The sequence below is a fragment of the Prosthecobacter sp. genome, from assembly GCF_044226605.1.
Classification (GTDB): Bacteria; Verrucomicrobiota; Verrucomicrobiia; order Verrucomicrobiales; family Verrucomicrobiaceae; genus Prosthecobacter.
Window position 1 is genome coordinate 88281 of the sequence record NZ_JBGAGS010000011.1, and the last position, 12062, is coordinate 100342.

9 protein-coding genes are annotated in these 12062 nt (G+C 62.1%); 3 read left to right on the top strand and 6 right to left on the bottom strand.

Features of this window, described 5'->3' with window-relative positions:
* The first annotated feature begins 113 nt into the window (after nt 1-113).
* Together ACILSO_RS16630 and ACILSO_RS16635 are read left to right on the top strand one after the other, a co-directional pair.
* Nucleotides 114-2399 (top strand): PQQ-binding-like beta-propeller repeat protein, encoded by a 2286-nt coding sequence (locus ACILSO_RS16630; RefSeq protein WP_395738559.1) that lies wholly within the window; start codon nt 114-116, stop codon nt 2397-2399.
* A gap of 49 nt (nt 2400-2448) precedes the next feature.
* A complete protein-coding gene (locus tag ACILSO_RS16635) occupies nt 2449-4086 on the top strand; it encodes a PQQ-binding-like beta-propeller repeat protein (RefSeq protein ID WP_395738560.1) in 1638 nt (545 codons plus the stop codon).
* 132 nt (nt 4087-4218) lie between these two features.
* On the opposite strand, the gene ACILSO_RS16640 is transcribed toward ACILSO_RS16635, so the two are convergent.
* The 3 genes from ACILSO_RS16640 to ACILSO_RS16650 form a co-directional block, all read right to left on the bottom strand.
* A complete protein-coding gene (locus tag ACILSO_RS16640; RefSeq protein WP_395738561.1) occupies nt 4219-4680 on the bottom strand; it encodes a CARDB domain-containing protein in 462 nt (153 codons plus the stop codon).
* A 19-nt stretch (nt 4681-4699) separates the two neighbouring features.
* Entirely contained in the window at nt 4700-5902 is a 1203-nt protein-coding gene (gene glgA / locus ACILSO_RS16645; RefSeq protein ID WP_395738562.1) for a glycogen synthase, read from the bottom strand.
* A gap of 68 nt (nt 5903-5970) precedes the next feature.
* Nucleotides 5971-7134 carry a hypothetical protein gene (locus ACILSO_RS16650; protein WP_395738563.1) on the bottom strand — a complete coding sequence of 388 codons (1164 nt, stop codon included), beginning with the start codon at nt 7132-7134 and terminating at the stop codon, nt 5971-5973.
* Nucleotides 7135-7214: 80 nt separating this feature from the next.
* Between ACILSO_RS16650 and ACILSO_RS16655 the strand changes: the two genes are divergently transcribed.
* Nucleotides 7215-9023, top strand: a complete 1809-nt coding sequence (locus ACILSO_RS16655) for an exosortase/archaeosortase family protein (RefSeq protein ID WP_395738564.1) — start codon at nt 7215-7217, stop codon at nt 9021-9023.
* On the opposite strand, the gene ACILSO_RS16660 is transcribed toward ACILSO_RS16655, so the two are convergent.
* The 3 genes from ACILSO_RS16660 to ACILSO_RS16670 are packed head-to-tail and all read right to left on the bottom strand — an operon-like array spanning nt 8989 to nt 12038.
* Entirely contained in the window at nt 8989-9468 is a 480-nt protein-coding gene (locus ACILSO_RS16660; RefSeq protein ID WP_395738565.1) for a hypothetical protein, read from the bottom strand. The two genes, ACILSO_RS16655 and ACILSO_RS16660, sit on opposite strands and share 35 nt — an antisense overlap.
* A gap of 39 nt (nt 9469-9507) precedes the next feature.
* A complete protein-coding gene (locus tag ACILSO_RS16665) occupies nt 9508-9933 on the bottom strand; it encodes a DUF6941 family protein (RefSeq protein ID WP_395738566.1) in 426 nt (141 codons plus the stop codon).
* Between the two features lie 14 nt (nt 9934-9947).
* Nucleotides 9948-12038 carry a penicillin-binding transpeptidase domain-containing protein gene (locus tag ACILSO_RS16670; RefSeq protein WP_395738567.1) on the bottom strand — a complete coding sequence of 697 codons (2091 nt, stop codon included), beginning with the start codon at nt 12036-12038 and terminating at the stop codon, nt 9948-9950.
* Nucleotides 12039-12062 lie beyond the last annotated feature (24 nt).

Genomic DNA, 12062 nt, shown 5'->3' on the forward strand with positions numbered 1-12062 from the left:
CGTTCGCCTCATCCCCCCGAATTGCTGACTGCTCCGCCTCCCTTGCGAAAGGTTTGAAAATCGCATTGAAGCGCGGCGCATGCTCACGATGTTTCGTTCCCATCCTTCACTCCATGCACAACCGCCCCCGCACCTCCTACTGCTCTTTGCTGGCCGCTACTCTGGCTCTGACTGGAATCACTCAAGCGAATGACTGGACCAACTGGCGCGGCCCGCTCCAAAACGGCGTGAGCCTGGAGCACTACACCAAGGCCGGAAAACTCGCTGACAAGCCCGCCTGGAGCGCCCCCATCCGCAGCCGTGGCACGCCCGTGGTGGTCGATGGCAAGATCATCCTCTGGGGCTACAAAGGAGAGACCTCCGACCTCATCGAGCTGCTCACCTGCATGGACGCCAAGTCCGGCAAGATCCTCTGGCAGCACGAGATCCCCGACTACCTCAGCGACTCCATTTACAACCGCTACGCCATCGGTGCCCCCACCGTCGATCCGGAGACCAAGCGCATCTACCTCGTCAGCAATGCGGGCAACTTCCTCTGCTACGAACTGGACGGCACCAAGGTGTTTGAGATTCCGCTGATGGAAGACTTTGGCCGCATGACCTTCCCGAACTCCCGTGTGGGCAGCCCGGTGATCGAGGGCGAGTTCGTCATCATCCACTTCATCTTCTCCAACTGGGGCGCTGACGGCCCTGCCGCCGACCGCGTCTACGGCTTTGACAAAAAGACCGGCGAGCTGGCCTGGTGGACCCTCCCCGGCGTGAGCCCGCCCGTGGACAGCTCCTTCTCCACCCCCGTGCTGGAAACCCGCGACGGCAAGCGCGTGGCCTACTTCACCACCGGCTGCGGCCACATCGTCTGTGTGAACACGCACAACGGCAAGGCCTATTGGAAAATGCCCATCTGCAAAAACGGCGTGAACCCCTCCGTCGTCCTGCACAAGGGCAACCTCATCGCCATCCATGGAGATGAGAACGTGGACAACTCCGAGAAGGGCCGCATGGTCTGCATCAAGCTTCCCGAGAAGCTCACCGCCCCCGTGCCTCCGGCCACCGAGGCCACCACGCTGGAGCCCAGCGTCGAGGTCTGGCGCAACCCCATCGGTGCCACCAGCAGCTCCCCCGTCCTGGTGGGAGATGTGATCTACCAGCTTACCGACGGTGCCGAGCTCTACGCCATCGACGCCAACACCGGCGCTGACCTTTGGAAGCTCAAGCTCAGCAACGCCAACCTGCACTCCTCTCCCCTCTACGTGGACGGCCTGCTCTACTGCCCCATGCTTGACGGCAAGCTCGTGGTGGTGAAGCCCGGCAAGGAGTCCGGTGAAGTGGTGCAGGAGATCAAGCTGGAAGGCAACTGCCTCGGTGCCCCCACCGTGTGCGATGGCACCCTCTACGTGACGACCACCGAAGCCTTCCACGCCTTCCCGATCCCGAACAAGGGCATCAAGACAGACGCCGCCCCCAAAGTGGAAAAGCCCAAGGCTGGCAAGGCCGTGGCGCTGCAGATCATCCCTGCTGAAACCGTGGTCATGACCGGCCACAAGCAGTCCTTCCGCGTGCGCAGCGTGGACGCCAATGGCTTCCTGGTGAGTCCGGACGTCAAAGGCGTGAAGTGGGAAAGCTTCATCCCTCCGACCGCCAAGGTGAAAGCCACCATGGACGGCAAGTTCAACGACGCAGGCGAGCTCGTCGTGGCTCCTGACGCCAAGTCCAGCGCCGGTGCCTTCAAGGCCACCGCTCCAGACGGCACCTTCGGCACCATCCGCGGCCGCGCCCTGCGCAACCTGCCGCTGGTGGAAAACTTTGACGGCTACGAGCTTAAGGACGAACAGCCCACGGAGAAGATCATGTTCTCCTACCCGCCGCTCCCCTGGATCGGCGCGCGCTTCAAGTTCGACGTGCGTGAGATCGTCGGAGCTCCCGGCAACAAGGTCTTCGCGAAAACCTTCGACCGCCTCCTCTTCCAGCGCGCCACCGTCTTCGTGGCCCCGTCCAACCTCTCCAACTACACCGTGCAGGCGGACATCATGACCGACGGCAGCGCCCGTGCGAAGTCCGACATCGGCCTCATCAATCAGCGCTACCTCATCTGCCTGCGCGGCAATGCCGGCAAGCTCGAGGTCAGCTCCAACCCCGAGCGCCTCAAGCAGGAAGTGGTGTTCAAGCCCGTGGCCAACACCTGGTACACCCTGAAGACCAAGGTGGATGTGGCCAAGGACGGCAGCGGAGTGGTCATGGCCAAGATCTGGGACAAAGCCCAGCCTGAGCCCTCCGCCTGGACCATCGAGGTCAAGGTGCCCCGCGCGCACAAGAACGGCTCCCCCGGCATCTTTGGCTTCACCCCGCTGAACCAGAAGCGCGTCTATCTGGACAACCTCAGCGTCACCCCCAACAACTGATCTGCCGCGCCGGCTCCCCTTCCCCAACCCACCTGCTTTTCCGTTTTACATGAGAACGAAACTCACACCCCTCCTCGCTGCGGCTCTGGCTGCCACAGCAGCCCTGAACGCCGCCGACTACACCCAGTGGGGCGGCGGCAACACCCGCAACATGGTGTCTGACGAAAAAGGACTGCCCACCGACTTCAACCCCGGCAAGAAATACGGCCCCAAAGCCGCGCCGAAGACCGCCGGACGCCTCCGCCCCAACGCCCAGGACGCCAACAAGGCTCCCGGAGCCGAGGACATCGACATGAGCACCACCAAGAACTGCCTCTGGGTCGCCAAGCTCGGCTCCCAGACCTATGGCACGCCGATGATCGCCAACGGCCAGGTCTTTGTGGGCACCAACAACGAGTCCCCGCGTGATCCCAAGAGCGTGGGCGACCGCGGCATCATGATGGTGTTTGACGAGTACACCGGCCAGTTCAAATGGCAGCTCGTCTCCCCCAAGATGGGCAGCGGCAAGGTCAATGACTGGGAATACCTCGGCATCTGCGCCAGCCCCACCGTCGTCGGTGACAAGGCCTACGTGCCCAGCAACCGCTGCCAGATCGTCTGCCTGGACGTCAAAGGCATGTCCAATGGCAACCAGGGCATGCAGGACGAAGGCGCCTTCATGGCCCCGCTCGACAAAGACGGCAAGCCCACCGCCCCCCTCACCCCTGGCGACACCGATGCCGACATCCTCTGGGTGTATGACATGTACAAAGAACTCGGCGTCTTCCAGCACAACGCCACCGCCGGCTACCCGCTGGTGATCGACGGCAAGGTCTTCGTCCCCACCTGCAACGGCGTGGACTGGTCCCACACCAACATTCCCGCCCCGAACTCCCCCAGCTTCATCATGCTGGACGCTGAGAACGGCACCCTCCTCGGCGAAATGGATCACGTGGCCTCCGAGCGCGTGCTTCACTGCTCCTGGTCCTCCCCGAACTCCGTGGACGTGAACGGCAAGAAGCAGATCGTCTTCGCCGCCGGTGACGGCTGGGTGTACTCCATGGCCCCTGAAACCCACAAGGACGCTGAAGGCCTGGACATCCTGAACGAAAACTGGCGCTATGACGCCAACCCGCCCGAGTATCGCAAGAACTCCGCTGGCGAGCCCATCAAATACGTCGAATACGACGGCCCCAGCGAGATCATCGCCACCCCCACCATCGCTGATGGCCTGGTGTATGTGAACATCGGCCAGGACCCCGAGCACGGCGAAGGCGTCGGCTGCCTGAGCTGCATCGACCCCAAGGGCAAAGGCGATCTCTCCGGCAAGGCCCTCTGGACCTTCAAAGGCATCGAGCGTACCATCTCCACCCCTGCGGTGAAAGACGGCCTCGTCTATGCCGCTGACTACACCGGCCGCGTGTTCTGCCTCGACGCCAAGACTGGCAAGGAATACTGGAAGTTCGACACCAAAGGCCACATCTGGGCCAGCCCGCTGGTCGCTGATGGCAAGGTGTGGATCGGCAACGAAGAAGGCGAACTCTTCATCCTCGCCGAAGGCAAGGAGCTCAAGGAACTCGGCACCATCGAATTCCCCTCCCCTCTCCTCAGCTCCGTCGTGGCCGCCAACGGCGCCCTCTACGTGACCACCCACACGCACCTCTACTGCTTCAAGGAAGGCGCCAAGACGCCGGAGGCGAGCAAGTAAGCGAGCTTGAACAAAGATCATTGAATCCACGAAGCGGGTCCGAAAGGGCCCGCTTTTTTTTGTGGGCGGGACTGGGCTCCCGGAGGGAGCGCGGAATGAGCAGAAGTTTGGAATGGATGAGGCGAGGCACAGTCACGGCAGGACTTCGATATCTGCCTCCATCACGTTGTTTTTCTCATCGGTTTCAGGAAGGTTGTTCAACTCATCCACCACCAGACGATAGCGGTACTTTCCTGGCTTCGTCGGCTGCCAGTGAAAGTAGCCTGCCGCCATGCCATAGTCGTTCTTTTGGCCCGGCCCCAGATCAAATGTCCCATGGTCAAAGCTCACCCGCTTGCCATCGAGGTAGAGATCGACGTTGAATGTCTTTCCAGGCACCGTGTCGCGACCCAGATTCTTCACACCGTGGTCGAGCACGACCTTGTCACCGACGTGCACAACGGCGGGTCGAACCGTGACGAAAGCAGGCGCCAGGTCGTAGTTCCCCGGCGGAGCTTTGCGCTGGCATGCAGGCAGCCAGGGCAGAGTCAGCACGAGCAGCAGGCGGGCGAGCCAGCTGCTCTGGCCCATTCTCGCTGTGATCCTGTCTGCCATGGATGGAGGTGGCGTTGTCTCAAGTCGCCAGCGTCTTGTACAGCGCCAGCGTTTTGCGGGCGATGCTCTTCCAGCTGAAGTGATCTTCCGCGCGCTGACGTCCGGCCTGGGCCATGCGGTGGCGCAGAGTCGGGTCGGCCATGAGCTTGTTGATGCCTGCGGCAAGATCGCGCGCAAATTTCTCCGGATGCAGCGCCTCGAAGGGGCTCTCGGTCTGCTGCTCCAGCGGCACGAGGACGCCGGTTTCGCCATCAACGACGACTTCCTTGATGCCACCCACAGCGCTGGCCACCACGGCCGTCTCGCAGGCCATGGCTTCCAGATTGATGATGCCGAAAGGTTCGTAAATGGACGGGCAGCAAAAGACATCGGCATGCGAATACAGCGCGATCTTCTCCTGCAGCGGCACCATCGCCTGCACCCAGATGACTCCCGGTCGAACTTTGCTGGCTGCGGCGACGGCGGCCTCCATCTCCTCTTTGATTTCGACCGTGTCCGGAGCGCCTGCGCAAAGCACCACCTGGAAGCCGGGGTCCAGATGCTGGATGGCGCGCACCAGGTGCACGATGCCCTTCTGCCGGGCGATGCGGCCGACGAAGAGGACGTAAGGCTTGTCGGGATCGATGCCGTGCTTGCGAAGAACATCCGGGGCTTCGGTGCGGCGGTATTCGGCAAGGTCAATGCCGTTGTAAATCACGTGAATCTTGTGCGGATCGAGGTCGAAATGCTGCATCAGGTCGGCCTTCGTGCCTTCTGAGACAGCGATGATGGCGTCCGCCATTTTCAGCGCGGTGCTTTCCAGCCACACGGTGAAGTCGTAGCCATGGCCAAGCTGCTCGCGCTTCCACGGGCGCAGCGGCTCAAGGGAGTGCACGGTCAGCACCATGGGTACGCCGTAGTTCAGCTTGGCCAGGATGCCCCCGAAGTGAGCATACCACGTGTGCAGGTGGACCAGGCTTGCATCGATGCCGCTGGTGTTGAAGTCCAGGCAGCGTTGCAGTGCGCCAAAGACGGACTTCAGATTGAGCGGGCTGTCCCAGCCGGTGGTGTCGAGGCCGTAGCCCTGCACCTTGAGATTGCCCTCATGGCTTTGCTGGTCGCCAAAACAGCGCACATCCACCTCCATCAGCTTCGCAAGCTCGCGGGTAAGGTATTCGACGTGGACGCCGGCGCCGCCGTAGATGTGAGGAGGAAATTCGTTGGTAAGGAACAGTGCTTTCATGAGGGTGGGCGGATGGCGCGGCGGTGCGCGGAAATGAGAGATCGAACGGACCGGGTCAAATCGCGGAATTATTTTTCCCCGTCTTTGAACCACGCCTCGATCGCGGGAATGTCAAAAATGCGGAAGCGTTTTTTGATGCGCTGCTCCAGAGCAAGCTGGGCATGCTTGGCCACTTCGAGCGAGGGGTCTTCCTTGATGGATTTGATCAGCTGCGCGTTGGTTTCCGGCAGGGGGCTGCCCAGCAGCAGGAAGCAGACGCGCACGCGCACCTCCCAGGGCTGCTTGTAGTCCGCCAGCAGTTTCAGCAGCACCTCGGGCTTCACATCCGCCTCGTCGCTGATGCCGCTGTCCTTGAACATTTCCTTCACCGGCAGGCGATAGCCCGGGTCATCCCTCTGCAGAAGCTGGATGGCACGCAGGGCACGCATGAACTCCGCCTGCGCCGCGGCATGCAGATGCTCCTGCTGCGGATCACGCATGTACTCCACCAGCAGTTCCAGGGGCTTGCGCTCGCCAGTGGCGATGGCCTCGTCCGCATACTGCGTGAGGCGGTTGCGCTCCTTGAGCTGAATGAACTCCTGCTGAGTCGGAGAGACCTCCATTTTCATTTCGGCGATGCGGGAGGCACCCGCCTGCTCTGCCGAAACGGCCACTGGCGCGGGTGCGAGCTGGGGATTTTTCAGTGCCGTGGAGATTTTCTCCAGGGACTCGCGCGTGTTTTGCTGCGTGAGCAGCTGCTCCCTGCGCATGACGTCCACCTGCTTCTGCAGCGCGGTGATCTGCTCCGCCGATCTGGCAAGCTGCTCCCTGAGCGCTTCCTCCGTGGCACCGGCCGCCCCGGAAGCGGAAGCCGCGCCAGCACCACCGCCAGAGGCCAGCCTCGGTTCGATCTTGCTCACGTAAAAAGACCTTGCCGCAATGAAGAGCAGCAGGCCGATGGCGAGCGATGTACAGAGAGAGACGACCAGAGGCGATCGGGTCAGGTAGGCGGAAAGAGGATTTGGCTGGTTGGAGTCCATTTCCGAGGACGGTGGCTGGTCCTGGCCGGCCACCTTTGCGGTTATACCCTCCTTCGTGGATTGTTTCGACTTTTTCTTTCTGTCCCCCGTGTCTTTTTCCGTCGTCTCGCCAGAACTTTCGGCAGGTGCCTTGCAGCGTGCGAACAGCAGGCCCTCCTGATCTTCGTTTTCGTCGGTTGCGGGGGTGGTGTTTGGGGGAAGGGCTTTTGACATGAACAAGCGTCAGTGACGTTACGCGATGAGTGTTGCCAGAATCAACAAACAAGGCCAGCCTTTGTCAGTCAATCTCAGTCATGGCAACAGAATCCACCGATACCTCCCATTTGTCCACATCCGGGCCATCCCTGCTGCACTCGCTGCAGCAGCCGGGTACCCTGCGCCGGGTGGCTGTCTGGGGGCTGGCCGTGGCGCTGGTGCTCCTGTTTCTGCTCTGGCCGTACCAGCAGTGGGACTACGGCAAACGGGAGAGCATCCTCATCGGCTGGGCGCGCTGGGTTCTCCGGCACTCGGACTGGTGGTTTTGCTTTGTCGTCCCGCCGCTGGTGGGCTGGCTGGTCTGGCTGCGGGGTGAGGAACTGCGCAGTCTGCCTCTTAGAGGCACCTGGCGCGGCCTCATTCCCCTTGTTCTAGGCTTGTTCTGCTACTGGGTGGGATATAAGGCCTCCACGGGCTACCCGGGCTTTCTGGCGATCCAGGGCGTGGTGGCGGGCTTCATCCTGCTGGTGGGTGGCATGGCGTGGATGCGCGCCCTTTTCTTTGCCTGGCTTTTCATGCTCTTCAGCTGGCCCATGCAGCCGCTGGAAGATTCCGTGGCCTCCCCGCTGCGCCCGTACACGGCCTCGATGGCGGCCGCCGTCCTGAACACGCTGCGCGTCCCCACGGTGAGTGAAGGCTCCGCGCTGCAGTCTGCCCCGGATGCCGCCACCGGAAAGCAGATCGGCGATGCCTTCAGCCTCGATGTGGACGCCAAATGCAGCGGCATCAATTCCCTCTTCGCCCTCATGATGATCTCGGCGCTGCTTGGCTATCTGGCGCTCAAGCGGCCCCGCTCCCGGCTCATTCTCTTTGCCTGCTCGGTGCCGCTGGCTGTGGCGGGAAATGTGGTGCGCCTGCTGCTGCTGGTGGCAGGGACGCTGAAACTGGGAGCTGACGTGGCGGTGGGCAGGCACTTCGCTGACCACCAGGAAATGTCGATCTATCACACGATGGCAGGCTTTGCGGTCTTCGGCATCGCCCTGGCGGGCATGTTTGGCCTGTGCTGGCTGTTTGAAGGCCGTGAGATGAAGTCCAATCTGCAGCGCCTCGGCAAGTCCGCTTCCGCGGAGAATGCCTTTGCCATTCCGCAGCCACGCCGCATGCAGTCCCTGCTCCTGGCGGCCCTGCTGCTGCCCCTGGCCACTCTCGGCATCTGTTTGGGCACCGATATCGGCTTTCATGTGGCGGCTCCAGGCGTCAGGCTCAGCGAGGAAGCGCCGCGGCACCCGGTGCTGCCGCTCTCTGTCGGCGAATATCAGGGCCGTGAGCTTGAAATGACGCTCGATGAAAAACGCAAACTCGATGAAGGCGTGAAGCTGGCCCGCACAGGCTACGCCTCCGCCACGGGCAGGCAGGTTCTGGCCACGGTGATCATGAGCGGCTTTGAAAAGCGCAGCCTGCACCGCCCCGAAGTCTGTCTGCCCGCCCAGGGCTGGACTGTGAGCGACCGCATGCCGGTTTCCATCCAGCTCGGCGATGGCCGTGAAATCTCCGTGATGATGATGCGTGTCTTTCGTGATGTGGAACCCACACCGGGCGTGCGCATCCGCACACGGGCGATCAATTTTTACTGGTACATCGGCTCAGACGGCGTCAGCTGCGCGGACCACTACGAGCACATTTTCCTTTCCTACTACGATGCCGTTTTCCGCAACATACAGCACCGCTGGTCCATGGCCTCCATCTATGTGCCGCTGCCGGAGCAGCAGGTCGGCAGGGAGGATCCCCTGCTGGAACTTGGCGCCGTGGAGGACGGGCGCACTTTCATCTCCAAGCTGGCCCCCACCTTCATGCTCACCCGGGAGCAGTGGCTCAGCGGCTCAAGTCTTCCTGCGTCAGCACCTTGAAACCCGCGCTGGAAAGCACCTCCGCCCCCACCTCCGGGGAGTCCAGGTGCAGCGCAAACACCGGGTGCTGCCCCGGCCGGGCGAACAGCGCATAGGTAAAGTCGATGTTGATCTCCGCTGAGAGCAGGGCGGAAAGCGCATGCACCAGCGAGTGCTCCGTCTCACGCAGCTCCACCACCGTCACCGGAAAGACCACGTGCGGGATGCCTTTTTCAATGAAGAGCAGCTCCGTCGTTTCAGGATCGCTGGGAATCAGCCGCACCAGCGCCAGCTCCGTGGTGTCCTGCAACGACAGGCCCATCACCTCGATGCGGTGTTCCGTGAGCAGCTTGACCAGGGACATGAGCGCACCAACGCGGTTGTGCAGGAATACAGACAGCTGCTTCACCGGCGAGCCTGCTGGATTGCTGGTCGCAGATTGGGGCTGGGGCTTTGAGGTCGTCATGAATGGCTTGGGGGAGATCGGGGGGTGCTCACACCTGCCCTAGCCCGCAGGGCCGGTGGCAGAGCGGCGCTCGTCAAACAAGGTCACTCGCAGAGGGATGCTGGCCAGCGTATCGCTCTGGTGCTGCACCAGCCAGCGGTACATGCCCTGGCGCTCAAACTTCAGGCGCTGCAAAGTGTACACGATGTTGCGCGAGACGAAAGGAATGAACGATGACGGAAAGGTCACATCCAGCTGCGCGGGCATCGGCGGCAGGCATTCCTTGCCATCGGGATCCACGCAGCGGATCACGAACTCATGCTTGCCGGCGTCCTCCGCCTGAAAGATCGCCCTGACGGCGATGGAACACTGCGGATGCACCACGGGAAATGTCTGGGCGCACAGGGTGTCAAACGCACCCTGGATGCAGAGCTTCCCCTGGTAGTCGGCGGCAAAATCACAGACGATTGCGAGCTGAATGTTCATCGTACTCGTATCGGTTATTGACGTCCAAAGAGCCTGCTGAAAAAACCACCGATGCCTTTGCGCGGCGGAGGGGCGGTAGGTTGGGCGGGGCGCACCGTCTGGGGGCGGGAGGCTCTCTCGCCACCACCACCGCCGCCGCCTGAAGCCTCGTCCACCAGCGTGGCTTTCGGTACTTCCTTCATGGCCAGCAGCATGGGATCATCCGCAGGTGCTTTTTCAAAGATGTTGGTGAAGACCTCGTTCACGATCGGCGCTGCTTTTTTACCGCCGCTGATGTCCTCGCCGGGTTCGCCCTCATACACCACGGCAAAGGCAAACATGGGCTTGCCCGCAGGCAGGAAACCGGTGAACCAGGCGAGATTCTGATCTTTGCTGATGCGCCACTGCGCAGTACCCGTTTTACCCGCGATCTCGGCCTGCTTGATCGCCGCGGCATGCCCGGTGCCGCCGCCGCCATTGACCACCGCCACCATGCCGCTGATCACCGTCTGCCGCTGGTCGGGGTTGAGGTCGATGCGCCGGCGGTCCTTCGGCTCGTAAGCCATGACCACACGGTCCGCCATGTCCTGGATCTGCAGCACCAGACGTGGCTGCGGGATGCGTGTGCCGTCTCCCAGGCCTGCCATGCACTGGCACACCTGCAACGGCGTGGCCAGCACCATGCCCTGGCCGATGGCGATGTTTGCAAGGTCCCCTGGCAGCATTTTGTGACCCCGATGCTGGAGCAGGTAGCTGTTGGTCGGCACGAAGCCCTCCCCTTCCGCCTTGAGCGGAATGCCGGTGCGCTCGCCAAAGCCAAGGCGCAGGGCCATGTTGGTGATGTAGTCGGCGCCCGACTCCAGCGCGGCGCGGTAGAACCAAGTGTTGCAGGAGCGCTTGATGGCGCTGACCACGTTCATGGAGCCTTCGCCGTCCTTGTTCCAGTTCTTGAAAACGCGGTCGCCGATCTCCATCGCGTTCGGGCAGTCAAACTGGGTTTTAGCATCCACCTTGCCGCTGTCCAGCGCGCCAAGTGCGGTCACGATTTTGAAGGTGGAAGCCGGCGGATACTCACCGCGGAAAGAGCGCGGGTAGAGCGGCAGATGCGGGTCTTTCGTCAGTTCATCATAGCGCTTCTGGCGGATGCCTGGCACGAATTCATTCAGGTCAAAGCCGGGATTGGAGGCCATGGCCAGGATGTCGCCATTGGTCACGTCCATGATCACCATCGCGCCACCGGTGGTATGCCGCTTGAGTGCGTTCTCCGCGTACTTCTGGAAGTTGTAGTCGATCGAAAGCACCACATTGCGGCCGGGGCTTGGAGTGCGCCGCACGTCTTCGGAGAGGCGTTTGCCATCCGGGCTGAAGAGGACGTTCACAATGCCCGACTGGCCTTTGAGATCGCTGTCAAAAGCGGTCTCAATGCCTTCACGGCCTTCCATTTCCTCAAACACCGGGTCACCGTCAACAATCGGCCCGGTGGGCAGCGGGCGGGTCTTGCCCGTGTAGCCGATGATGTGGCAGGCCGTGGCTCCCTGCGGATAGTGGCGCAGGTAGGCAGCCTGCAGCACCAGACTGCTGCCCAGTAGCGGCTTCAGCTTTTCCTCCATGTCCGGAGTGATTTCCACATTCAGCCCCTCCTCCACGGAAAACACCAGCGGCAGCCAGCGGCGGTGCTTGTAGTGCATGATCACCTTGTCGTCTGAAAGGGACCACGTCTTGCCCAGCACTTTGTTCACCTTGTCGATGGTGCTGCGTGCAAAGGTCGTGACCTGAGAATCGCTGGCACCGTCCATGTACGGCATCACCAGCGCGAGGTAATTGGCCGCGCGGTTTTGCGCAAAGGGAATGCCGTGGCGGTCCACGATCTGCCCGCGAGGAGCCGGCACGCTCAAGGTCATGGCACGGGCTTCTTTCTGCGTGGCCCACGAGGCGTTGAGGTCCTGCTTTTCCGGCGCCGCCGGCTTCGGCTTCTTCACATTGCTGTCCTCCACCTCCACCACCGGCTGAGCTTTGAGCACCACCTGGGCCTGCAATGGCGGGCCGAGCACAGTCAGCAGCCCAAAACCCGCCGCCAGAAACCGGCTTGGCAGGGGCGACGAGGTCAGATCATACGAGAAGAGCATGGGAAGAATTGGGCTGCCGCCAGC

Coding starts and splice junctions, on each gene's coding strand:
- ACILSO_RS16630 (WP_395738559.1), top strand. CDS start 114: ATGCACAACCGCCCCCGCACCTCCTACTGCTCTTTGCTGGCCGCTACT.
- ACILSO_RS16635 (WP_395738560.1), top strand. CDS start 2,449: ATGAGAACGAAACTCACACCCCTCCTCGCTGCGGCTCTGGCTGCCACA.
- ACILSO_RS16640 (WP_395738561.1), bottom strand. CDS start 4,680: ATGGCAGACAGGATCACAGCGAGAATGGGCCAGAGCAGCTGGCTCGCC.
- glgA (WP_395738562.1), bottom strand. CDS start 5,902: ATGAAAGCACTGTTCCTTACCAACGAATTTCCTCCTCACATCTACGGC.
- ACILSO_RS16650 (WP_395738563.1), bottom strand. CDS start 7,134: ATGTCAAAAGCCCTTCCCCCAAACACCACCCCCGCAACCGACGAAAAC.
- ACILSO_RS16655 (WP_395738564.1), top strand. CDS start 7,215: ATGGCAACAGAATCCACCGATACCTCCCATTTGTCCACATCCGGGCCA.
- ACILSO_RS16660 (WP_395738565.1), bottom strand. CDS start 9,468: ATGACGACCTCAAAGCCCCAGCCCCAATCTGCGACCAGCAATCCAGCA.
- ACILSO_RS16665 (WP_395738566.1), bottom strand. CDS start 9,933: ATGAACATTCAGCTCGCAATCGTCTGTGATTTTGCCGCCGACTACCAG.
- ACILSO_RS16670 (WP_395738567.1), bottom strand. CDS start 12,038: ATGCTCTTCTCGTATGATCTGACCTCGTCGCCCCTGCCAAGCCGGTTT.